This window comes from Pseudidiomarina sp. (assembly GCF_048268165.1).
Taxonomy (GTDB): domain Bacteria; phylum Pseudomonadota; class Gammaproteobacteria; order Enterobacterales; family Alteromonadaceae; genus Pseudidiomarina.
Window position 1 is genome coordinate 1,264,204 of record NZ_JBLWWA010000001.1, and the last position, 22,808, is coordinate 1,287,011.

General features: G+C 49.1%; 18 protein-coding genes and 1 riboswitch. Of the genes, 7 read left to right on the forward strand and 11 right to left on the reverse strand.

Annotation, left to right across the window (positions count from 1 at the left end; all coding sequences use genetic code 11):
* Positions 1-3: 3 nt before the first annotated feature.
* From ACN0UY_RS06045 to ampD, 11 genes are all read right to left on the reverse strand, one after another.
* Positions 4-3,126, reverse strand: coding sequence for an efflux RND transporter permease subunit (locus tag ACN0UY_RS06045; protein ID WP_417665793.1), 3,123 nt, complete (start codon positions 3,124-3,126; stop codon positions 4-6).
* The gene (locus ACN0UY_RS06050; protein WP_417665794.1) at positions 3,107-4,324 is read right to left on the reverse strand and encodes an efflux RND transporter periplasmic adaptor subunit; all 1,218 of its coding nucleotides are present in this window, start codon (positions 4,322-4,324) and stop codon (positions 3,107-3,109) included. The genes ACN0UY_RS06045 and ACN0UY_RS06050 overlap by 20 nt, the downstream gene beginning before the upstream one ends.
* A 66-nt stretch (positions 4,325-4,390) precedes the next feature.
* Positions 4,391-4,756, reverse strand: coding sequence for a hypothetical protein (locus tag ACN0UY_RS06055; protein WP_417665795.1), 366 nt, complete (start codon positions 4,754-4,756; stop codon positions 4,391-4,393).
* 31 nt (positions 4,757-4,787) lie between these two features.
* The gene (locus ACN0UY_RS06060) at positions 4,788-6,851 is read right to left on the reverse strand and encodes a M13 family metallopeptidase (RefSeq protein ID WP_417665796.1); all 2,064 of its coding nucleotides are present in this window, start codon (positions 6,849-6,851) and stop codon (positions 4,788-4,790) included.
* A 16-nt stretch (positions 6,852-6,867) separates the two neighbouring features.
* Positions 6,868-7,152: an encapsulin-associated ferritin-like protein gene (locus tag ACN0UY_RS06065; protein ID WP_128352116.1), complete on the reverse strand. Its 285-nt coding sequence runs from the start codon at positions 7,150-7,152 to the stop codon at positions 6,868-6,870.
* A 151-nt stretch (positions 7,153-7,303) separates the two neighbouring features.
* Positions 7,304-8,728 (reverse strand): dihydrolipoyl dehydrogenase, encoded by a 1,425-nt coding sequence (lpdA, locus tag ACN0UY_RS06070; RefSeq protein WP_417665797.1) that lies wholly within the window; start codon positions 8,726-8,728, stop codon positions 7,304-7,306.
* Positions 8,729-8,796: 68 nt separating this feature from the next.
* Positions 8,797-10,554, reverse strand: a complete 1,758-nt coding sequence (gene aceF, locus ACN0UY_RS06075) for a dihydrolipoyllysine-residue acetyltransferase (RefSeq protein ID WP_417665798.1) — start codon at positions 10,552-10,554, stop codon at positions 8,797-8,799.
* A 21-nt stretch (positions 10,555-10,575) separates the two neighbouring features.
* Positions 10,576-13,248, reverse strand: a complete 2,673-nt coding sequence (gene aceE / locus ACN0UY_RS06080) for a pyruvate dehydrogenase (acetyl-transferring), homodimeric type (RefSeq protein WP_417665799.1) — start codon at positions 13,246-13,248, stop codon at positions 10,576-10,578.
* Between the two features lie 10 nt (positions 13,249-13,258).
* Entirely contained in the window at positions 13,259-14,014 is a 756-nt protein-coding gene (gene pdhR / locus ACN0UY_RS06085; RefSeq protein ID WP_417665800.1) for a pyruvate dehydrogenase complex transcriptional repressor PdhR, read from the reverse strand.
* A gap of 200 nt (positions 14,015-14,214) precedes the next feature.
* On the reverse strand, positions 14,215-14,997 hold the full coding sequence (gene ampE / locus ACN0UY_RS06090) for a regulatory signaling modulator protein AmpE (RefSeq protein ID WP_417665801.1): 783 nt from the start codon (positions 14,995-14,997) through the stop codon (positions 14,215-14,217).
* A 2-nt stretch (positions 14,998-14,999) separates the two neighbouring features.
* On the reverse strand, positions 15,000-15,560 hold the full coding sequence (gene ampD / locus ACN0UY_RS06095) for a 1,6-anhydro-N-acetylmuramyl-L-alanine amidase AmpD (protein ID WP_417665802.1): 561 nt from the start codon (positions 15,558-15,560) through the stop codon (positions 15,000-15,002).
* Positions 15,561-15,776: 216 nt separating this feature from the next.
* Between ampD and ACN0UY_RS06100 the strand changes: the two genes are divergently transcribed.
* From ACN0UY_RS06100 to coaE, 7 genes are all read left to right on the forward strand, one after another.
* Positions 15,777-16,361, forward strand: coding sequence for a sigma factor-like helix-turn-helix DNA-binding protein (locus ACN0UY_RS06100; RefSeq protein WP_417665803.1), 585 nt, complete (start codon positions 15,777-15,779; stop codon positions 16,359-16,361).
* Between the two features lie 87 nt (positions 16,362-16,448).
* The gene (gene nadC / locus ACN0UY_RS06105) at positions 16,449-17,315 is read left to right on the forward strand and encodes a carboxylating nicotinate-nucleotide diphosphorylase (protein WP_417665804.1); all 867 of its coding nucleotides are present in this window, start codon (positions 16,449-16,451) and stop codon (positions 17,313-17,315) included.
* Between the two features lie 106 nt (positions 17,316-17,421).
* Positions 17,422-17,528, forward strand: a riboswitch (cyclic di-GMP riboswitch).
* A 192-nt stretch (positions 17,529-17,720) separates the two neighbouring features.
* Positions 17,721-18,233 carry a pilin gene (locus ACN0UY_RS06110; protein WP_417665805.1) on the forward strand — a complete coding sequence of 171 codons (513 nt, stop codon included), beginning with the start codon at positions 17,721-17,723 and terminating at the stop codon, positions 18,231-18,233.
* A 103-nt stretch (positions 18,234-18,336) separates the two neighbouring features.
* Positions 18,337-20,034 carry a type IV-A pilus assembly ATPase PilB gene (pilB, locus tag ACN0UY_RS06115; protein ID WP_417665806.1) on the forward strand — a complete coding sequence of 566 codons (1,698 nt, stop codon included), beginning with the start codon at positions 18,337-18,339 and terminating at the stop codon, positions 20,032-20,034.
* Positions 20,035-20,076: 42 nt separating this feature from the next.
* Entirely contained in the window at positions 20,077-21,303 is a 1,227-nt protein-coding gene (locus ACN0UY_RS06120; protein ID WP_417665807.1) for a type II secretion system F family protein, read from the forward strand.
* Between the two features lies 1 nt (position 21,304).
* Entirely contained in the window at positions 21,305-22,171 is an 867-nt protein-coding gene (locus tag ACN0UY_RS06125) for a prepilin peptidase (RefSeq protein WP_417665808.1), read from the forward strand.
* Positions 22,171-22,782: a dephospho-CoA kinase gene (gene coaE, locus ACN0UY_RS06130; RefSeq protein WP_417665809.1), complete on the forward strand. Its 612-nt coding sequence runs from the start codon at positions 22,171-22,173 to the stop codon at positions 22,780-22,782. Before ACN0UY_RS06125 ends, coaE begins: the two co-directional genes overlap by 1 nt.
* Positions 22,783-22,808: the final 26 nt, after the last annotated feature.

A 22,808-nucleotide genomic window follows, 5' to 3' on the forward strand; every position in this document is an offset into this window, starting at 1 on the left:
CATTTAAACGGCCTTAACTTTGCGTTGCCAATACAGCCAATAGACCGCCGGTAACACAAACAAACTTAATAGCGGCGCAGCCACCATACCACCAATCATGGGTGCTGCTATGCGTTGCATCACTTCACTACCGGTGCCCTCAGTAAGCATAATCGGCAATAGGCCGGCGATAATGGTTATTACCGTCATTGCTTTCGGTCGCACGCGCTGCACCGCACCTTCCATAATGGCATCATGCAAGCTGGTGCGGGTACGCTCGGTACGCTCGTGCCACGCGTTGTTCAAGTACAACAACATCACCACGCCAAACTCAGCAGCAACACCTGCCAGGGCTATCATGCCCACCACCACAGCGATGGACAGGTTAAACCCGAGCAACCAGATAAACCATAAGCTACCCGCCAATGCGAGTGGCAGTGTCGCCATGATCAGAACCGCTTGTTTGAAGGAGCGGAAGGTGAAATACAACAGAATCAGGATAACCGCTAAGGTAACCGGCACCACCTCTTGCAACTTGGCTTTTACGCGTTGCATGGACTCGTATTGCCCTGACCAGCTAACGCTGTAGCGCGGTGGAAGTTGGTACGCATTCACGATAGGTTGGGCAGCGGTCAATACATCACCAACGGGTACATCTGCCGCGACATCTACGAATACCCAGCCGGTAGGTCGTGCGTTTTCACTACGAATCATTGCCGGCCCCATGGTCACACGAATATCAGCAACCTGTTCAAGGGTAACCCACGCGCCGTCTTTGCTTACCAATGGCATGGTTTTCAAACGTTCAACGTGGTCTCGCTCGGCACGCGGATAGCGCAATGTGATTGGGTAGCGTTCTGTACCTTCAACGGTTTCTGCAATGGTCGCGCCGCCGATACCAAATTGTATTGCAGTTTGAATATCAGCTTGGGTGAGGCCGTAACGCGCCGCTTTGTCCAGTTGCGGCCGTATTTCGATATAGCGGCCACTGGCTGGGCGTTCAGCAAAAACCGAACTCACACCAGGCACATTCTGCAGTACCTGTTCAAGTTCAGCGCCGATACGCTGTATTTCTTTCAGATCAGGCCCTGCAATCTTCAACCCTAACGGCGTTTTAAGTCCGGTGGAAAGCATATCGATACGGGTTTTAATTGGCTGGACCCACGCATTGGTAATACCCGGAACCTGCACCGTTGCATCAAGTTCGGCGATAATATCGGTAATGGTGATGCCTTCACGCCATTGGTCTTGAGGCTTTAACTGAATGGTGGTTTCCAGCATGGTCAATGGTGCTGGGTCTGTGGCCGTTTCAGCACGGCCGGATTTGCCAAATACCGTATCAACCTCGGGCACTTGTTTGATTAACCGGTCTGTTTGCTGCAGCAGCTTGCCGACCGCGGCAGGACTAACACCCGGCATGGTGGTTGGCATGTACAGCAAATCGCCCTCTTGCATGGCAGGCATAAACTCGCTGCCCAGCTTACTCAGTGGGTAGTAAGCGCTCACTGCTGCAATCACTGCAAATACCAAGGTGAATTTTGGCCAATTGAGCACGACATTCAGTAGCGGCCGGTACACTGCAACCAACAAGCGCGTGATTGGGTTACGGTGTTCGCTAATGATTTTCCCGCGTACAAAATAGCCCATCAATACCGGCACCAAGGTAATCGACAGTAATGCTGCCGCCGCCATGGCAAAGGTTTTGGTGTACGCCAACGGGGCAAACAAACGCCCTTCTTGTTGCTCTAATGCAAAAACTGGAATAAAGCTCAGCGTAATAATCAGCAACGATAGAAATAATGCTGGCCCCACTTCACCGGTGGCTTTGGCAATGACTTGCCAGTGCTCAGCGCCCTGCGGCGGCGCGCCATGCTGTTCACGGTAGCGCTCCAAGTGTTTGTGGGCATTTTCCACCATCACAATGGCCGCATCAACCAATGCACCAATGGCAATAGCGATCCCACCTAAGCTCATTATGTTGGCGTTAATCCCCAGCCAACGCATAACGATAAAACTGATTAACACCGCCAAAGGCAAGGTGATAATTGCCACCAACGCGGAACGAATATGCAGTAAAAAGAGAATGGTGACCAATGCCACAAACGCCATTTCTTCAACCAGCTTGGTGGTTAGGTTATCAACGGCGCGGTGGATGAGTTGCGAACGGTCATACACCGGCGTTATTTCAACGCCTTCAGGCAAGCCTTGCTGCAAGGTTTTGAGTTTGTCGCGCACCCGCTCAATTGTGGCTAAGGCATTTTCGCCGTGGCGCATTACAACAATACCGCCCACCACTTCACCTTCACCATTAAATTCAGCAATACCACGTCGACTTACCGGACCACGTCGCACGGTGGCTACGTCATCTAAGGTAATCGCGGTGCCGGTTGCACTGCGTACATTCAATGGTAATTTACGTAAGTCTTCAAGTGACTGCAGGTAACCGGTACCGCGTACCATATATTCGGCTTCTGCCATTTCAACGATGCCGCCGCCCACTTCGGCGTTAGCAGCCTGAATTGCTTCACGTATGGCGCCTAAAGTTAAGCCATAGGTTTGCAATCGCGCGGGCTCAATAACCACTTGATAGGCCTGCACCATACCGCCAACAGTGGCAATTTCCGACACGCCACTTACACTTTGTAGCTCTTGCTTTAAGAACCAATTTTGCAAACTGGTGAGCTGCCCTAAGTCATGCTGCCCAGTGCTATCGGTTAATACATACTGAAATACCCAACCCACGCCACTCGCGTCGGGACCAAGTTCGGGCGTAACGCCCTGCGGTAAGCGCTCTTGTGCTTGACTCAGGTATTCCAACACACGACTGCGGGCCCAATAGATATCGGTACCGTCTTCAAACAGGATATATAAATAGGAGTCACCAAAAAACGAATAGCCACGCACCTCAGCGGCCCCCGGTACGGCCAGCATGACGTTGGCGAGCGGCCAGGTGACCTGTTCTTCCACCAATTGCGGTGCCTGCCCTGGATAACTGGTTTTAACAATCACCTGCACATCGGAAAGGTCAGGAATAGCGTCAAGTGGCGTGCTGGTCATGGCACGCCAACCAAACCAAGCCGCTAATACGGCCGCAATAATGACCAGTATGCGGTTACGCAATGAGGCATTAATGATTTGCGTGAGCATCAGTGGCCTCCTGTGCTTGTGGATTCTGCATACGGCTGTTGATGAGCGTCGCCTCTGAATCAAGCAAGAATTGACCTGCCACAACAACTTGCTCTCCGGCTTCTAAACCGTGCAGAATTTCAGCTTGGTCACCGACCACCAGACCAACATGCACGTCACGCTGGACAAAGCTATTGTCGTCGGTTTTTACCATCACTCGGTTCGTAGTGCCGGTAATCATTAAACTGCTTAGCGGCACCGTTAGGGCATCGCGTTTTGGCCCACCGTAGAGTTCCACTTCGGCTTGCATGCCAACCAGTAAGTTAGTACCCACTTTGCTGTCTGGCATCTTGATTCTTACCCGCTGGGTGCGCGCTTGGGTATCAAGTTCTGGATAAATGTAGTCGATGGTTGTTTCGTGTTTGTTCAGCCCTGCTTGCGGCAAAGTCACATCAACGGGCGCACCAGTACTGAGCCAATCGCTGTAGCGCTCAGGTACATCGGCGATGAGCCAATAGCTGTCATCGCCGGTTAAGGTCATGACTGCCAGGCCAGGCTCAATGTACATGCCTTCCGCCACATTAAGCTCTGTTACCACGCCACTGTGTGGAGCGAATACAGGTACGCGATAGATAATTTCTTTTGATTTTTCCAGTTGCGCAATTAATGGCTTGGCAAACCCAAGCAACTCTAAACGCAGCTTAGCGTCACGCAACAAGCGTGGATTTGCCGATGCGCTGCTTAACGCCTGCAACAAGTCTTGTTGCGCTACAACCAGTTCACGGCTGTAAATTTCGTAAACTGGGTCTCCCTGCTGCACCCGCTGGCCTTCACTACGTACATGCAAGCGTTCAATCCAGCCCGAAGCTCGTGTATGCAGATGGTGGCGTGCGTTGTCATTCCACTGCACGCTGGCAATGGTTGGGTAGTAGCGCCATAGTGTGGTGACTTCGGCCGTGGTTGTGCGAATGCCGAGGTTTTGCTGCATTTGCGCGCTGACTTTAACATCGCTTTCTTGCACCCGCTGACGCGGCTCTAGGTCCATACCACAAATTGGGCAGGTGCCAGGCTCATCACTGACAATATGACTATGCATGGGGCACACATATTCGGTGCTTGCTTCGTGTTCATGGTTTAGCTCAAATTCTTGCGCACTAAGCGTCGGAATAGCCACGATCACGCAAAGTATCAGTACAATAATAGAACGAATGTAATTCATAAGATTTCTGCCAGTTAGTTATCACAACACACGAACCCGCATGGTTCGCAAAACGAAACGTGTTAACTAAGCAGACATCGGGGGACGCAGCGATGTTTCGCTACGAGTTAGCAGCAGCGCATTTACAGATGGCCACAGGGTAATTGGATGGTATAAAGCGTCGACAGCAAAACGAGCAACTAATGCCCCCGCTGACGAGCTGCAATGGTGCTGACAATCACTACAGCTATTGTCACAACTTTGATGCATGGTGGTTGCTTCAACTGCCGGCTGCTCACAGCAGTCGTGCTGCTGGCTATCCGAGGTTGCCGTGTCCATCATGGCATGATGAGACATCATTGAGGCTGACGACAGCGCAGCAGCTTGCGCTGGTCCCGAAAACGGGGCCAGCAACAAACTTACGATAATCATCAGCTTCAACAATGTGTTCATGGTTTTGATTATAAACCTATCTCTGGTGCAATTACCAGATAGTTACACGCTGTTCCGGTGGCAAGTACAAGTCATCACCTGGTTTTACGTCAAATGCTTCGTAAAACGCGGGAATGTTAACCACAGTGCCGTTAACGCGATAATCAGCTGGCGAGTGCGGGTCACTTAATACTTGGTTACGAACATATTCGTCACGTGCTTTAGTTTTCCACACTTGCGCCCAGCCTAAAAATACACGCTGCTCGCCAGTGTAGCCGTCCATGACCGGTGATTCTTCGCCATTTAACGACGTTTGATAAGCGCGATACGCAATGGTTAAACCAGCTAAATCACCAATGTTTTCACCTAAAGTTAATTTACCATTGATAAAGGTGTCTGGAATAACTTCATAGCTATCGTACTGAGCTGCAAGCATTGAGCCACGTGCATCAAATGCTTCACGGTCTGAGTCTGTCCACCAGCTGCTAAGATTGCCATCACCATCATATTTAGAGCCTTGGTCATCGAAGCCATGGCCTAATTCATGACCAATTACCGCACCGATACCGCCGTAGTTCACAGCGTCTTCGGCATTCATGTCGAAAAATGGCGGCTGCAAGATACCTGCTGGGAATACAATTTCATTACGCACAGGGCTGTAGTAAGCGTTGACCGTTTGCGGCGTCATGCCCCAGTCTTCTTCTTTAACTGGCTGACCAATTTTGCCGATGTTTTCTTGATAATCAAACGCATATGAGCGCTTGTAGTTACCAACCAAGTCATCCGCAGAAACCACTAAACCTGAATAGTCACGCCATTCGCTTGGATAGCCTATGTACGGGGTGAATTTGCTAAGTTTTTCCAGCGCTTTTTGCTTGGTTTCCTCGGTCATCCACTCTAGATCTTTGATTGAGTCACCATAAGCAACAATCAGATTATCAACCAATTCTTCCATACGCGCTTTTGCCGCTGGAGGAAAATATTCTGCAACGTAAAGTTGACCCAACACTTCGCCTAAGGCGTTGTCGGTTGCATCAACACCGCGCTTCCAACGCGGCTCTTGCTCTGGTGTGCCACGCAATACTTGGCCATAAAAATCAAAGCGACGGTCGTTGATTTCTTCGGTAAGTGCTGAGGCAAAACGATCAACAGTTTTCAACGTCATGTAGTGTTTCCACGTATCCACGCTGACTTCGTCAAACATTTCACCAAACGTCTCAAAGTAGCTTGGCTGACGCACAATAATGTCACTTGCTACATTGGCACCTGTGGTTTCAGCCCAAGTTTCAAAGTCAAATGCATCAAACATGGTCGCTAATTCTGCCAACGACTTTTTGTTATAGGTTTTGTCTGCGTTGCGGCTCTCTACTCGGCTCCACTGCGCTTCGGCAAGCTTGGTTTCTAAGTCGAGTATCGCAGCGGCAGCTTCTTCGGCTTGCTCATAATCAACCAACGCAAGCACATCGGCGATATATGATTGATATTGCTTACGAATTTCTACGAACTTTTCGTCGTCTTTCAGGTAATAGTCGCGATCAGGCAAACCTAAACCAGATTGCGACATGTACATCGCATTGATTTCTGGGTCTTTTGCATCTGGGTACACGTAAAAACCAAACGGCGAACTTACACCAAGCTTGGTTAATTCTGCCATGCGCGCCGCTGCTTCAGCGTGAGTACTCACTTGTGCGGTTGCTTGCAAATCAGCTGCAATCGGGGTGTACCCCAAGCTATTCAGCTTCTCAACGTCCATATAGCTATTGAAAAAGTCACCGATTTTTTGTGCATTGCTACCCTCTTCAGCCGCTTTAGCTGAAGCTTCCTCAATAATTTTACGCAAGCGTTCCTGGTTTTCTTCACGCAACTCTAAGAATGAACCAATGCGTGACTTATCAGCTGGCATTTCGGCATTGTCATACCAAGTACCATTAACATATTGGAACAAATCGTCTTGTGGACGCACATCGGTATTGAACGCTTCAAGGTTCAAACCTGACGTTAATTGCTTCTGAGGCTGTTCTTGCTGTGTTTGTTGTTGTTCTGATTGCTGTGGCGAGCATGCAGCTACACCTAATGCTAACGCTACACTTAGCGCAATGGTACTGACTTTGTTCATAATTTCCCCGTTTGTTTTAGTGACCTATTACTTCTTCGGTGAATAGGTATTCTTTAAGCTCTTCATCAAAAACTTTGTCACGGCGCCGAATCCATTCTAGGGTCATGGCTGCGTGCTCTTTTTCTTCGTCGCGATTGTGAATAAGAATTTTTCTTAACTCATCGTCCTTACACACATCGATACGTTGGTTATACCAATCGACTGCTTCCAATTCTTCCATTAGTGACACAATAGCTCGGTGCATATCGCGGGTTTCTTCCGACAATAGCTCGAACGGCTCGTGGTACCCTTCGTTGGCCATAAATGCCTCCGTCGTTATTCACAGTGGATTTCAGTTAACCTTTCTACCATAAGCCAAGCCACTAAGATGCACAATAGAAAAGCCCGCAGATGCATCGCATCCGCGGGCTTTTTTGTCGCAAAATGTTAACCAACTGCCGAATCGGCAGCCGTTACTTTTTCGCTTTTTTGTTCGGAAGGTCAGTAATTGAGCCTTCGAATACTTCAGCGGCAAGGCCAACTGATTCATGCAAGGTTGGGTGCGCATGAATGGTTAATGCGATGTCTTCTGCATCACAGCCCATTTCAATGGCCAAGCAGATTTCGCCCAATAGCTCACCAGCGTTAGAACCAACGATTGCGCCACCAATGATGCGGTTGTTCTTATCAAACAACAACTTGGTAAAGCCGTCTGTAGCACCTTGTGCAATAGCACGGCCAGAAGCTGACCATGGGAATACTGCTGCTTCGTACTCAACGCCTTGCTCTTTCGCTTCTTTCTCGGTTAAGCCAGCCCATGCAACTTCAGGGTCGGTGTAAGCAATTGAAGGAATAACTTTCGGATCAAAGAAGTGTTTCTTGCCCGCAATAACTTCGGCGGCAACGTGGCCTTCGTGAACAGCTTTGTGCGCCAGCATTGGCTGACCCACTAAGTCGCCGATTGCGAAGATGTTCTTCACGTTGGTGCGCAGTTGGTTGTCTACTTCAATGAAGCCACGGTCAGTTACTTTTACGCCCGCGTTTTCAGCACCTACTTTGTCACCGTTTGGTGCACGACCAACAGCAACCAATACGGCGTCATACTTCACTGGTTTCTCAGGCGCTTTGTCGCCTTCGAAAGTTACGTGAATGCCGTCTTTCTTGGCTTCAACTTTAGCCGCTTTAGTGTTCAGCATGATGTTGTCGAATTTCTTAGAAATTGACTTGGTGAACGACTTAATGATGTCTTTGTCTGCTGGCGGAATCAGTTGCTCGGTCATTTCAACCACGTCAACTTTCGCGCCTAACGCGCTGTACACACAGCCCATTTCCAAACCAATGATACCGCCGCCTAGAATCAGCATACGGCCCGGTACGAATGGCAGTTCGAGTGCGTCGGTAGAGTCCCAGATGCGCTCGTCGTCATGCGGGACAAATGGCAATTTAATTGATTGTGAACCCGCTGCGATAATCGCGTGCTCGAAGTTAATAACCGTTTCGTTACCGTCCGCGTCTTTCACTTTGAGCTGTTTGTCGCTGGCAAATTCGCCCACGCCATTCACAACTTTTACTTTGCGCATTTTCGACATTTGGCCTAGGCCACCAGTCAATTGACCAATGACTTTTTCTTTGTGCGTACGGATTTTGTCGAGGTCGATTTTTGGCTTGCCGAATTCAACGCCTTCTGCGCCCATGTGCTTCGCATCTTCAATGTGCTTGGCAATGTGCAACAAGGCTTTTGAAGGGATACAGCCGACGTTCAAGCAAACACCACCTAAGGTGCTATAGCGCTCAACCAATACGGTTTCTAAACCTAAGTCTGCAGCACGGAATGCTGCTGAGTAACCACCTGGGCCGCCACCAAGAACGACTACTTGTGCCTTCACTTCTTTGCTCATAACAACCTCATCTGAATCCGGTAAAAACGTGGGGCTGATTATAACAGCCCCTGCACAATTTGTTTAATTTATAGAACCAATTTACGAATATCCGACAGCACGGCGCTCAGGTAGACACTGAAACGCGCTGCAACGGCACCGTCAATCACACGGTGATCATAGCTCAGGCTGAGTGGCAACATCAGGCGTGGATCAAAGTCTTTGCCATTCCACTTCGGTTTCATTTCGCTTTTCGATACACCTAAGATGGCAACATCCGGCGCGTTTACAATTGGCGTAAACGCAGTACCACCGATACCACCAAGGCTAGAAATTGAGAAGCAACCGCCTTGCATGTCCTGCGCCTTGAGCTTGCCGTCACGTGCTTTCGCACTAATTTCGAGTAGCTCGTCAGACAGCTCATAGATGCCCTTTTTGTCGACATCACGGATAACCGGCACGACCAGACCATTTGGCGTGTCCACCGCGATACCGATGTGCACGTATTTTTTCATGATCAAGTGTTCGCCATCCGGTGCCAATGACGAGTTAAATACTGGGTACTCGCGCATTGCTTTGGCAACGGCTTTCATGATGAAAACCAACGGGGTGATTTTCACACCATCTTTCTTTTTCGCCTGCAGTTCGTTTTCTTGCTTGCGGAATGCTTCCAGCTCAGTGATATCAGCTTCATCAAACTGCGTCACGTGCGGGATAGTTACCCAGTTGCGATGCAGGTTTGGTCCGGAAATTTTCTGAATGCGCGTTAATGGCACTTCTTCAATTTCACCAAACTTGCTGAAATCAACTTTCGGTGGCGCAATGACTTGTAGACCGCCTTCACCTTGTGCAACACCGCTAGATGCGTTCGCTTTCGGGCGTGACAGTTCATATTTCACGAATTCTTGCACGTCTTCTTTAAGAATACGTTCTTTGCGGCCCGAACCTTTGACTTTGTTCAAATCAACGCCGAACTCATTCGCCAAACGGCGCACTGCAGGTGATGCATAAGCCAAACCTTCGGCTTTTGACTTTTTGTCCAGCGGGTGATCGGGCACCGGCGGCTTACGATCAGCTTTTTCTGAGTCGCTGTCAGCGGCCTTTTTAGCATCGCTGCTTGCTGCTTTCTCAGCATCGCTGTCATCGGCTTTGCCGCTGTGAGATTGGGGCTCAGACTCCGCTTCCGCGGTATCAGATCCCGATTTGGCTGAGGTTTCGAGTTTTATGACGAGCGAGCCTTGCTTCACTTTGTCGCCAACTTTTACTTCTACAGACTTAACCACACCCGCTTCTGGGCTTGGCACGTCCATGGTTGCTTTGTCGGTTTCAAGCGTGATGAGGCCGTCTTCTGCGTTGATTTCATCGCCTTCTTTTACCAGCACTTCGATAACATCAACTTCACCGTCTTCGCCAATGTCCGGCACGTTAACTTCAATCACTTTCTTCGATGCCGGTGCAGAGCTGCTCTCGTCACTACCCTGATCGGGGTCTGGCTTGGCGTCAGCCGTGCCTGACCCCTGACTTACTTTTTCAGCATCTTTGTCAGCGGCTTCGCCGCTGTTAGATTGGGAGTCAGACTCCGCTTGCGCGGTGTCAGACCCCGACTCTGCTGCCGCTTCGAACATTGCCAGCAGGTCGCCTTCTTTGATTTTGTCGCCGACTTTCACCTTCAGTTCAGCCACAACACCGGCAAACGGTGCTGGGATGTCCATCGATGCTTTGTCGCTTTCAACTGTGATCAGTGAGTCTTCGGCTTCTAGGCTGTCGCCTTTGCTCACCAAGATTTCTATGACTTCAACTTCATCACCGCCCACATCGGGGGCTTTTACTTCTTTTAAATCTGCCATGCTTGCCTCCGCTCCCGTTGCTTACGCGTACAGTGGGTTGATTTTGTTGGTATCGATGCCGTATTCCTTGATCGCTTTTTCAACGACTTTGGCATCAATATCGCCCGCCTTCGCCAGCTCAGTAAGAGCAGCAACAACAATGTACTGTGGATTCACCTCAAAATGACGGCGTAAGTTTTCACGGCTGTCTGAACGACCGAAGCCATCCGTACCCAATACACGATAAGGTGTTGGCACCCATGCACGGATTTGATCCGCGTATTGCTTCATGTAATCCGTTGCCGCAATAGTTGGGCCTTTGGCTTTTTCAAATACTTTGGTTACATAAGCAGTTTTTTGCTTCTTAGCTGGGTGCAGCATGTTATGGCGTTCAACGTCATAGCCGTCACGGGCCAATTCGTTAAACGACGTCGCGCTGTAAACTTTTGCAGTAATGCTAAAGTCGTCTGCCAGCAATTTCGCAGCAGCACGTACCTGCTCCAAAATGGTGCCAGAGCCGACCAGTTGCACTTCGCCTTTCGCTTTACCTGAGGCTTTTACTGTTTCGAACTCGTAAATACCTTTAACAATGCCTTCTTCAACGCCTTCTGGCATTTCCGGCTGTTTGTAGTTCTCGTTCATAACGGTCAGGTAATAGAACACATTCTCTTGTTCACCATACATGCGGCGTAAACCGTCTTGCACGATAACCGCGACTTCGTAGCCATAGGTTGGGTCGTACGTAATACAGTTCGGCACGGTATTGAACAAGATGTGGCTGCTGCCGTCTTGGTGTTGTAAACCTTCACCGTTGAGCGTGGTTCGCCCTGCAGTACCGCCAACTAAGAAGCCACGTGCTTGGCTATCACCGGCAGCCCATACTAAGTCACCCACACGTTGGAAACCGAACATGGAGTAATAGATGTAGAACGGAATCATCGGCTCGTTGTTGGTTGAGTAGCTGGTAGCTGCTGCAACCCATGACGCCATGGCGCCGAGCTCATTGATACCTTCTTGCAGTACTTGGCCCTTGGTATCTTCGCGGTAGTAGGCAACCTGATCTGCGTCTTGTGGTTCGTACTTCTGGCCTTGGCTGGAGTAAATACCCACTTGACGGAACAAGCCTTCCATACCGAACGTACGGGCTTCGTCTGGAATGATTGGCACAATACGTTGGCCAATCTTCTTGTCTTTCAACAGCGCAGTAAGAACACGTACAAACGCCATGGTGCTAGAGATTTCACGATCGCCCGAGCCTTTGGTTACAGCTTCGAATGCTTTTAGTGACGGAATTTCTAACTCAACGTCGGTTTTCGGTAGACGTTTCGGCATGAAGCCGCCAAGCGCTTCACGGCGCTCGCGCATGTACTTCATTTCTTCGCTGTCGTCCGGGAACTTGTACAATGGAATATCTTCAAGTTCGCTGTCTTTAATCGGAATGTTAAAGCGGTCACGGAAGTGCTTAATTGCCTCCATGTCCATCTTCTTCACTTGGTGCGCAATGTTTTTACCTTCACCAGCTGTGCCCATGCCATAACCCTTAACGGTTTTAGCAAGGATGACCTGTGGGCGGCCTTTGGTGTTCACGGCTTTATGATATGCCGCGTAAACTTTCATTGGGTCATGGCCACCGCGGTTTAAGCGCCAGATGTCTTCGTCGGTCAGGTTTGAAACCATCGCTTTGGTTTCTTCAGTTTTGCCGAAGAAGTGCTCACGGGTATAGGCACCGCCCTTCGCTTTGTAGTTCTGGTATTCGCCGTCAACGCTGTTTTGCATAATTTCAGCAAGCTTGCCTTCGGTATCACGGTACAGCAATGGATCCCAGTAGCGACCCCAAATTACCTTGATAACTTCCCAGCCTGCGCCACGGAATGTACCTTCCAGCTCTTGAATGATTTTGCCGTTACCACGTACCGGGCCATCTAAACGCTGCAAGTTACAGTTTACAATAAAGGTTAAGTTGTCTAAGCCTTCGCGCGTTGCCAAGCCAATAGCACCTAAGCTTTCTGGCTCATCCACTTCGCCATCACCCAAGAAGCAATACACACGTTGGTTTGAACAGTCTTTAATGCCGCGGTCGGTTAAATACTTCAGGTAGCGTGCCTGATAAATTGCCTGAATGGGGCCAAGGCCCATCGATACAGTTGGGAACTGCCAAAAATCAGGCATTAAATGTGGGTGCGGATACGAAGGCACACCTTTGCCGTCTACTTCTTGACGGAAGTTATTCAATTGCTCTTCGCTGATGCGCCCTTCAAGGTATGCACGTGCATAAATGCCCGGCGAGACATGGCCTTGAACGTAAAGGTAGTCACCACCGTCTTGGTCAGTCGGCGCGCGGAAAAAGTGGTTAAAACCTACATCGTACAGCATGGCTGACGAAGCAAAACTTGAAATGTGACCACCTAATTCGAGGTCTTTTTTCGAACCGCGCAGAACCATCGCCAATGCGTTCCAACGAATTGCAGCACGCACCCGCGCTTCAATTGAGCGGTCACCCGGCATGGTTGGCTCTTGGCTAGCAGGGATAGTGTTTAGGTACGCTGTCGTGGCGTTGTACGGCAGATACGCACCGCTACGACGAGCCTTTTCAATGAGTGATTCGAGTAAGAAATGGCCGCGCTCGGCGCCGTCTTCTTCCAACACGACCTCGAGGGCTTCAAGCCACTCGCGCGTTTCTTGCGGGTCGATGTCGTCTTTTAAATGGTCAGTCATACTTCTGTCCTTACCCTTGCTGAGTTCGGCGTAGCGACCGCTGAATTCGTGACTGTTCACGATTCGAGGTGAGCAACGCATGTTCAATATAGGCTAGCAACTGATGGCAGGTTTCTCGAGCCTGCTCCGGTTCGCCAGCGGTAATGGCAGCCACAACTTGCTGCCGATGTTCGTGTAATTGCTGCATAACGCCCGGCTTGTGCGCGAGGTCCTGCAGGTTTTGAAGAATATTTTTCTGCAACAGTGGCAACATACTGCGCACCAAGTGCAACAGGATCACATTGTGCGAGGCTTCGGTAATACGCAAATTAAACTCGGTCAGCGCCTGCGCTTGTGCGGCGAGCTCCGCACCTGGGTCTAATTGCAATGCGGTGAAGGCGGCTTTTATCGCCTCGATATCGGCACTGGTGCCGCGCAACGCAGCGTAATACGACGAGATGCCCTCTAGGGCATGACGAAACTCGAGTAAATCAAATTGGGATTCTGGATGCTGTGCCAATAAGTTCAGTAGCGGCTCCGCAACACGCTCTTGCATGTTATCGCAAACGTAAGTGCCGCCACCTTGACGCCGCTCAACTAAACCACGCGCTTCAAGTTTCTGAATGGCTTCACGCAAACTCGGACGGGACACCGAAAACTGAGCGGCAAGATCGCGCTCAGACGGCAACCGCGCCCCTGCTTCGAGCGTGCCGTCCACGATCATGGCTTCAATGCGTTCCATGATTACATCTGACAGTTTAGTCTGCTGAATGCGTTTGAATGTCATAGAAAACCCGTTGTTCGTGCGCTGCGCTGTTCGTCCGTTTCACTGCTCGTGCGCTTTGCTGTTCGAACAGTGCGAAGCACGGACGAACAGAGAGCGCAGCGAACGTACGAATAACGAATAACGCTTTTGCTTTTGCCTTTGGTAATACCAATAGACCAACATTGTAGATCAGGGTTTCGTAAAAACCAAATAGATTCCGACTAAACCCAACCACCAATGGTCAATAGCGCAACAAAAACCACATATAACAGGAAGTTACGTTTAACTAGCGCGGTAGTGGTCGGAGCAGTCAGGTCATCGGCGAGCTCAGCCACCTTGGTCAAAGCGATGAAGTTATTTTGTGGTTTGTTGCCAATGGAACTTAACCACACCGGCAACGCTTTGGAGAAGTTACCAACTAACAGGAAGCCTAAAGTCATCAGGCGGGTTGGTAACCAGTTGATAATTTGGTGCACAGTTTGCCAACGCGGGCTTTTGTTGTGACGCATGTCACGCAGCGTGGCATAGACCAATGCGCCAGTAACACCCAACAACACGAAGTAGATCATCACTGCAAAATAGTGCCGCAAATGAATCCATAGCAATAGATGTTCAACGGGGGCAGCTTCTTTACGCCCTGATGCCTGTTGCAATAGTTTCAGCTGGCGTGCTTGTTCCGCGCCATCTTCTTCAGATTCGGCCTGTAAATAGCGTTTGTAAGCTGCGCGAGCGGCTGGAGCCTGAATGGCGGCCAATAAACCGGCGGCACTCACTAAGAAGGTGAGCAATACATTGTTTAGCAGCGCCAGCACAAAACCAATAAACAACGCTGGGATAATTGCCCAGAGTACTTGCCCTAAATCATGCTGACGCCAAGCCTCCAGTTGCGCGCCGCGCACCTGCCAATGTTGCCAACGTAAAATAATACGACGCCAATGCAAGTTACGGGTAATTTCTAGCGTTCGTTCTAACGAATATGCAAGCAATATTACCAACAAATACATGCTTATACCTTCTTACTGAGCAATTGGTGGAACCGCTGCCAGTCAAATGCTGGGCCGGGGTCTGTTTTGCGCACTGGCGCAATATGTTCGTGCCCTACTATACGACGCCGCGTTAAGCCCGGGTAGTGTTCGATGAGTTGTCGGGCCACTTCAGCGAGGCGTCGGTACTGTTCATTAGTGTAGGGCTGGTGGTCAGTTCCCTCAAGCTCTATTCCAATGGTGAAGTCATTACAGCGCTTGCGGCCGCAGTAATGCGACTGCCCAGCATGCCATGCGCGACGATGAAACGGCACATATTGAATCAATTCACCGTCGCGCCGAATTAAGCAATGTGCGGAAACACGCAGTCCCTCAAGCACGGCGAAGTCTGGATGCGCGCTGGTGTTCAAGGTGCCCATAAATAGATCGTCAATGTAGGGCCCGCCGAATTCCCCAGCTGGCAAACTGATGCCATGCACCACCAATACGCTAATGTCATTGGCGTCAGGACGCTCGTCAGCGTGGGGTGATTCGCGATGTTGGGCCTGTGGCAGCCAACCGTTGTTGATGTTCGGTGTTGTCATGTGTGTGACTTCATCTGCCTCATTAAGTAGTGCGTTGCTGAACAACAGCTAACACCATAGTTTTATCTTGAGTCATTTTATAGACTTTTTATAAGTCAGATGTAAATTCAAGGCAAAATAGAGTAGGTATGAAAGCTTCATTTAGTAATCTTATTTGATTACTTTCATAAATGTAACTATATTTAATTACTAACATTATTTAGGACAACATTCATCATGATTTCCAGACGCGCGGTGTTAACCGGCGAAGTCGTCGATTTGCCCAATGAGACTTCCGATAGCCGTAGGCATTTGAGCGCGCATATCGAATTAGGGCTGCGCTTAATTCATGACTATGTTCCGCTCTCATATGACGTATTTCGCGGCAAACACTTTGTTATTCAAACCGCACAGGCAAGTCACGCGCTCGACATTGCAATGCTGCTGCGGTTATTTCTTAAATCGAAACAACAACAGGATGATTGGGATGTACGAGTCGGGGTTGGGTTAACGGAGAGTTTGTCGAATCAAGCACTAGCGTCTTTAAAGAAAGACCGGCTCATGGTTCTAACCGGACGCCCCACCACAGATGATCGTTTAAGATTAACAACCAAGTTTGCTGATGCGTTGCTTTCGCAGTTAACTTCTACCCAGGCACAGGTACTCAGCTATTACCTGAGGTTTATGCCGATCACTCATCAGGAGCTAGCTGATAAACTTAATAAATCGCGTGTGAATGTCACGCAAATACTCAACAGCACACATTATAAGTTGTTCGAATTGTATCTCATTGAAGCAAGGCAACTATTGGCAACGGACTAATAATTCGGAACATTCTTGTGAGAAACGCTCCGCAGCCCTACAATATGCCACATTAAGCAATGATCACCGTATATAAAAGGCACATGCATGGATACTCGAGTAGACCCTAATTTATTGGCGGCTGACCGCGAACACATGGTGCAGCGCGCCCTGCAAGAAGACTTAAACGGACTCTCTGCTGACTTAGACATTACCGCGCAACTGATACCCGCTACCGAGCACGCCCGCGCCACGATTATCACCCGTGAAGATGCCGTGATATGCGGTGTTGATTGGGTGAACGAAGTGTTTAAGCAGCTAGGCGGTGACGTTACGGTAAACTGGCTGGTGGCCGATGGCGACATGGTTGATGCCGACTCCGTACTGTGTGAACTGGAAGGCCCGGCGCGTGTCATTCTAACCGGGGAGCGCACTGCGCTTAATTTTCTGCAGACGTTATCGGCCGTCGCAACCACCACGGCACATTACGTTCGGCATTTAGAAGGCAGCGAAACAAGGCTGCTGGATACCCGCAAAACTGTGCCCGGTTTGCGTACAGCATTGAAGTACGCCGTAGTCTGTGGCGGCGGTTTTAATCACCGTATTGGCTTGTACGACGCCTACCTTATTAAGGAAAACCACATCATGGCATGTGGCGGTATTGCACAAGCTGTTGAGGCCGCACGCAGGTTAAATCCGGGCAAGCCTGTTGAGGTGGAAGTGGAAAGTTTAAGCGAATATGAGGAGGCACTGAGTGCCGGTGCCGACATAATTATGCTTGATAACTTCTCTTTACATGATATTTACACAGCTGTAGAACAACGTACAGGTCAGACCCGCTTAGAAGTGTCCGGAAACATCACTGATAAGCGCTTGAATGAATTAGCATTAACTGGCGTCGATTATATTTCATCGGGGGCTTTAACAAAAAGTATACAGGCCGTTGACCTTTCTTTAAGATTTCAAAAACTTTAACTATTGACGAATTAAATTGATCTGCTATGTTTTAAGGGCAATGCGCAACTAAAAGCCCCCACTGTCGAATGAAAAGACAGGAATGGTGGTTCTTAGGTGCCAGGCACGCTTTAAAAGGCAAAGCTACTGAGAGGTAGTGACGCAAAACCTCCGGTCCAACTGGTGAGGGCGGCTTTACAGCCAACCAAATTAGCGGATAGCGGGGCTGCAGGCTAAAGTCTGGTGGATGAAGTAGCTTTCCGATGTTATGTCGACAAAGCAAAAACCACTTGTTCTTTCGGCTGATGCAGATGACTTGTTGTGGTCTTTTTTTGTGACCATCCAAGTGCTGATGTGCATCTGGATGCTACTTAGACAGACACAACAATAACTAATAAGTTCGAAATTACTTTCGGGAGATATTTCATGAAAGCGCAAGTACAAAAAGGTTTTACCTTAATCGAGTTGATGATCGTTGTTGCGATCATCGGTATCTTGGCAGCTGTAGCAATTCCAATGTACAGCGACTACACCCAACGTGCTAAAGCTTCTACTGGTTTAGCTGCATTGGCGAACTACAAAACTACTGTAGCTATGTGCTATCAGACTTATGGCGCTTTAGCTAACTGTGATGCTTCTACCGATGCTTCTACAGTTGATAATGGTGACGGCACGACTACTGCTGTAGCGGCTAACATCACGCCAATCCCTAAAGCGATTACTTCTGCTGACAGCGTTAACGGTGTAACAACTGCAAACGTAACTGCTGGTATTATCTCAGCAACTTTAGAAGCTGTAGACGTTGACGGTACACCAATCAACGTAACGGTTACGCCAACTGCCTCACAAGGTGGTGGTGTACTTACTTGGACTATCGCTTGTTCAGATTTTTCTAAAGGCTCACGCGTAGATGGTTGTACTGTTGCGATAGCTGGTTAATCTGCTCAGTGCTTTTCATTTGATAAGCGAATGAATAGAGAGGCCTCGAACACACATTATGTTTGAGGCCTTTTATTTTTTCAGTGAAGTTAGGTAAGAAACCATGCTGCACCACTCCCTCGCGGCTTTGCTGCTGCGTGACAAACTCATCCCTGAAGATAAACTCACCCGTTGCAGTGAGTATGCTTGGGAAAATAAGCTTCCTTTTAGTGCCTGCTTAATTGAGCAAAAGCTTATTTCGCCAAGCGAACTTGCCAACTTTTGTTACCTCGAGTCCAATGCCCCGTGGCTTGACCTTGATGCCTTTAATGCCGATTTCATTCCTCAAGAATTCATCAACGAACGCTTAATTCGTAAAAACCATGCCATTCCGCTATACCTGCGCGGGAATGTGTTGTACGTGGCGGTTTCAGATCCAACCCGGATTGAAACACTCGATGAATTCCAATTCCGCACACGTATGCAAACTGAAGCGGTATTGGTGGAAGAAAACAAACTTCAGAAATTGATTGATACGGTACTTGAAAACGAATCATCAGCACTTGGCGTCACCGCAGAAGACGAACAAGAATTACGGGACATTGATGCGGCTGAAGAGCGCCAAGACGATACCGGAGCCGTATCGGCAGACGTTAAAAATGATGCGCCCATTGTTATTTACATCAACAAGATGTTGTTGGATGCCATTAAACGCGGTGCCTCGGATTTGCACTTTGAGCCCTACGAGCAGGAATACCGCGTGCGGTTTCGTATTGATGGCGTATTACATGAAATTGCCAAGCCACCGGTGCAGCTAGCAGGACGCATCGCAGCGCGGTTAAAAGTTATGTCGCAGCTTGATATTGCCGAGCGCCGACTGCCTCAAGATGGACGTATAAAACTTAAACTTTCCAAACACAAAGCCATAGATTTCCGGGTTAGCTCATTGCCGACTTTATACGGTGAGAAAATTGTATTGCGGATACTTGATGCCGCAGCTGCCATGATCGGTATCGAATCACTCGGTTATGAACCGGATCAGCAAAAGCTTTATGAAGAAGCACTGGAAAAGCCTCAGGGCATGATATTAGTTACCGGCCCAACGGGTTCAGGTAAAACCGTATCACTGTATACAGGCCTCAATATTCTTAATACCCCCGAACGCAATATTTCTACCGCCGAAGACCCTGTAGAAATTAACTTAATGGGGATTAACCAGGTTCAGATTAATGTCAAAGCCGGTTTGGGTTTTGCTGATGCGCTGCGCTCGTTTTTGCGGCAAGACCCTGATGTGGTTATGGTGGGTGAGGTACGTGACTTAGAAACCGCAGAAATAGCCATTAAAGCAGCACAAACCGGTCACTTGGTGCTTTCCACCTTGCACACCAACTCAGCCGCCGAAACCCTAACCCGTCTGATGAATATGGGTGTGCCCGCCTATAACATTGCCGGCTCCGTAACATTGATCATTGCGCAGCGTCTTGCGCGGCGTCTCTGTGGTCACTGCAAAGAAGAAGAAAAACTGCCAAAAGAAGAGATGCTTCGCCAAGGCTTTAGTGAAGAACAGGTAAAAACTGCCACTGTTTATAAAGCGGTGGGTTGCGATCAGTGCACTAACGGTTATAAAGGTCGTACAGGTGTTTACGAGGTAATGCCGATTACAGCCAACATCGCAGACCTTATAATGACCGGTTCATCGTCGTTGGATATTGCCAAACAAGCACGCAAAGATGGTATTAATTCTTTGCGCGAATCGGCGTTACTTAAGGTTGCCAAGGGCACCATTAGCTTGATTGAAGCGAACCGCGTGACAAACTTCTAATTAGAATAAACAAAATAATAATCAGAGTAAGTAGGTGCAGTAATGGCAAAAAAACCTCAAACCATAAAAGAAATCACCGAGTTTGCCTGGACTGGTATCAACAAACGCGGACAGAAAGTTAAAGGCGTGATGCGCGCCGATAGCGACCGCATGGTGCGTGCCAAGCTGCGCGACCAGGGAGTAATGCCGAAAAGCGTGAAGAAAAAAGGCAAGCCGCTGCTGGGTGACAAAAAAATTGTCGGGGCCGATATTGCGTTATTTACTCGCCAGATTGCCACCATGCTTGCGGCTGGTGTGCCACTATTGCAATCATTGGAAATGGTGGCAAAAGGCGTTGAGAAAGTTAAAGTTCGTAACCTCATGCTAACCATAGCCAACGATGTCGCAGCAGGCTCACCGTTAGCCGGTGCTTTGCGCAAACACCCAGACGTGTTCGATAGTTTATATTGTGATTTAGTCGATTCCGGCGAGCAGTCCGGTTCACTCGAAACCATCTTTGATCGTATCGCCACGTACCGAGAGAAATCCGAGCAATTGAAGGCTAAAATAAAGAAAGCTTTGGTATATCCTGCCTCTGTTATCGTAGTCGCAATTGCCGTAACAATTATTTTGCTGGTATTCGTGGTACCACAGTTTGAGGCGGTGTTTAAAGACTTCGGTGCTGAACTGCCAGCCATGACCCAGTTTGTGGTTACCTTATCGGAAATCGTCCAAGCCTACTTTTTATACGTCATCGCTGGATTTATCGTGGCTGGTTGGTTGTTCAAACGGGCCTATAGTAAAAGCCAATCGTTGCGGGACAAGGTGGATAAATACTCGCTAAAGATTCCTGTCATTAAAGAAATTCTGAACAAAGCTGCCGTGGCGCGTTTTGCGCGTACTTTATCAACCACGTTTGCCGCTGGCGTTCCGCTGATTAGCGCACTTGATTCAGCAGCAGGCGCATCGGGTAACGCTGTCTATCGCGACGCTATTTTCCGCATCCGCGATGAAGTGACTTCGGGTATGCAAATGAATACGGCCATGCAATCACAGGACTTGTTCCCGACTCTGGCCGAACAGATGGTTTTTATCGGCGAAGAGTCCGGTTCATTAGACGACATGCTTGCGAAAGTTGCCGATATTTACGAACGCGAAGTTGACGACTTAGTCGATAACCTGACCGCACTGCTTGAACCCATGATCATGGTTGTTATCGGTGTGCTGGTGGGTGGATTGATTGTCGCCATGTACTTGCCTATCTTCTCACTCGGTAAAGTGGTGAGCTAAGGTGAATATTATACTTGAGTACCCCGCAGCGACTTGGTGGGTCACCGTATTTGGATTACTACTTGGCTTGGTGGTTGGCAGTTTCTTAAATGTGGTAATTGGCCGTTTCCCGATCATGATGCAACGCCAATGGCAACGTGAATGCGCGGAAGTTTCCGGTACCACGCCTGAAGCCCATGCCCCTTTCAATTTGGCCAAGCCCAATTCGCACTGCCCTAAATGCAAAGCCCCCATAAAATGGTATGACAACATTCCGGTTATCAGCTGGTTGATGTTGCGCGCCAAGTGTCGCAGTTGTGGCACCGGCATTTCAATACGTTACCCGCTGATAGAACTGCTTACGGGAGTCGTCTTTGCACTAATTGTGTGGAACCTTGGGTTCACCTTCACCACCTTCGTGTATTTATTTCTAGCCTGCTTGCTGATCAGCATGTTCTTTATTGATGCTGACCACATGCTGTTGCCTGACCAAATGACCTACCTGATGCTGTGGACTGGCTTGGGCTTTGCGGTTTACAGCGGGCATATTCCGCTGCAAGATGCCGTGATTGGTGCCATAGCTGGCTATTTAGCCCTCTGGAGCGTCTACTGGGCGTTTAAATTGGTAACCGGCAAGGAAGGTATGGGCTACGGTGACTTTAAGCTGCTCGCGGCGTTTGGGGCCTGGCATGGCTACCAAATGTTGCCGGTTACCATCATTGCTGCCGCAGGCAGTGGCGCAGTTATAGGTATTGCTTGGCAATTTATTCATCGTAACAAACAAGGCCAACCAATCCCTTTTGGTCCGTTTCTAATATGTGGCGGTGTGATTGCTATGTTGTGGGGTGATCAGATACTGCATAGCTACCTGAACTGGGTGTATGGCTAATGTTTGTGGTGGGTGTTACCGGCGGCATTGGTAGCGGCAAAACCACCGTCACCGACTTGTTTCAAGCGCACGGCATTACCGTTGTCGACGCAGACGTGATAGCCCGTCATATTATGGATACTGGCAGTCCGGCTTTAGCTGCTGTTGAAGAACGCTTCGGCACCGAAGCTTTGAATGATAACGGCAGTTTGAATCGCGCGTGGCTACGCGAACGCATTTTTAATCATCCTGAAGACAAGCAATGGCTGAATGGCCTAACCCACCCGCTTATTCGAGAGCAACTGCTACGCGAACTCGAAGCTGCCACATCGCCTTACGTGATTCTTTCAGCGCCATTACTGGTGGAAAACCGCCTCACCACACTTTGTGATCGCGTGCTGGTTGTTGACGTGAGCGAAGCCACACAAATTGAACGAACTCTTGCGCGCGATGATGTTTCCACAGATCAGGTGCAGGCTATTATCCAGGCTCAAGCAACACGGCAACAACGCTTGGCCGCTGCCGACAATGTTATCCACAATGATGGCGACCGAAGCCTTCTTGTTAACAAAGTTGAGAAATTGCACGAAATTTACCTGCGTTTAGCAGATACCCATACGCCAAGTGATTGAAAGTTCGCTGTAAGCAGCTATGATAG

Excerpts from the sequence above, each read along its gene's own strand:
- ACN0UY_RS06045 (WP_417665793.1), bottom strand. The coding sequence starts at position 3,126 with ATGCTCACGCAAATCATTAATGCCTCATTGCGTAACCGCATACTGGTC.
- ACN0UY_RS06050 (WP_417665794.1), bottom strand. The coding sequence starts at position 4,324 with ATGAATTACATTCGTTCTATTATTGTACTGATACTTTGCGTGATCGTG.
- ACN0UY_RS06055 (WP_417665795.1), bottom strand. The coding sequence starts at position 4,756 with ATGAACACATTGTTGAAGCTGATGATTATCGTAAGTTTGTTGCTGGCC.
- ACN0UY_RS06060 (WP_417665796.1), bottom strand. The coding sequence starts at position 6,851 with ATGAACAAAGTCAGTACCATTGCGCTAAGTGTAGCGTTAGCATTAGGT.
- ACN0UY_RS06065 (WP_128352116.1), bottom strand. The coding sequence starts at position 7,152 with ATGGCCAACGAAGGGTACCACGAGCCGTTCGAGCTATTGTCGGAAGAA.
- lpdA (WP_417665797.1), bottom strand. The coding sequence starts at position 8,728 with ATGAGCAAAGAAGTGAAGGCACAAGTAGTCGTTCTTGGTGGCGGCCCA.
- aceF (WP_417665798.1), bottom strand. The coding sequence starts at position 10,554 with ATGGCAGATTTAAAAGAAGTAAAAGCCCCCGATGTGGGCGGTGATGAA.
- aceE (WP_417665799.1), bottom strand. The coding sequence starts at position 13,248 with ATGACTGACCATTTAAAAGACGACATCGACCCGCAAGAAACGCGCGAG.
- pdhR (WP_417665800.1), bottom strand. The coding sequence starts at position 14,014 with ATGACATTCAAACGCATTCAGCAGACTAAACTGTCAGATGTAATCATG.
- ampE (WP_417665801.1), bottom strand. The coding sequence starts at position 14,997 with ATGTATTTGTTGGTAATATTGCTTGCATATTCGTTAGAACGAACGCTA.
- ampD (WP_417665802.1), bottom strand. The coding sequence starts at position 15,560 with ATGACAACACCGAACATCAACAACGGTTGGCTGCCACAGGCCCAACAT.
- ACN0UY_RS06100 (WP_417665803.1), top strand. The coding sequence starts at position 15,777 with ATGATTTCCAGACGCGCGGTGTTAACCGGCGAAGTCGTCGATTTGCCC.
- nadC (WP_417665804.1), top strand. The coding sequence starts at position 16,449 with ATGGATACTCGAGTAGACCCTAATTTATTGGCGGCTGACCGCGAACAC.
- ACN0UY_RS06110 (WP_417665805.1), top strand. The coding sequence starts at position 17,721 with ATGAAAGCGCAAGTACAAAAAGGTTTTACCTTAATCGAGTTGATGATC.
- pilB (WP_417665806.1), top strand. The coding sequence starts at position 18,337 with ATGCTGCACCACTCCCTCGCGGCTTTGCTGCTGCGTGACAAACTCATC.
- ACN0UY_RS06120 (WP_417665807.1), top strand. The coding sequence starts at position 20,077 with ATGGCAAAAAAACCTCAAACCATAAAAGAAATCACCGAGTTTGCCTGG.
- coaE (WP_417665809.1), top strand. The coding sequence starts at position 22,171 with ATGTTTGTGGTGGGTGTTACCGGCGGCATTGGTAGCGGCAAAACCACC.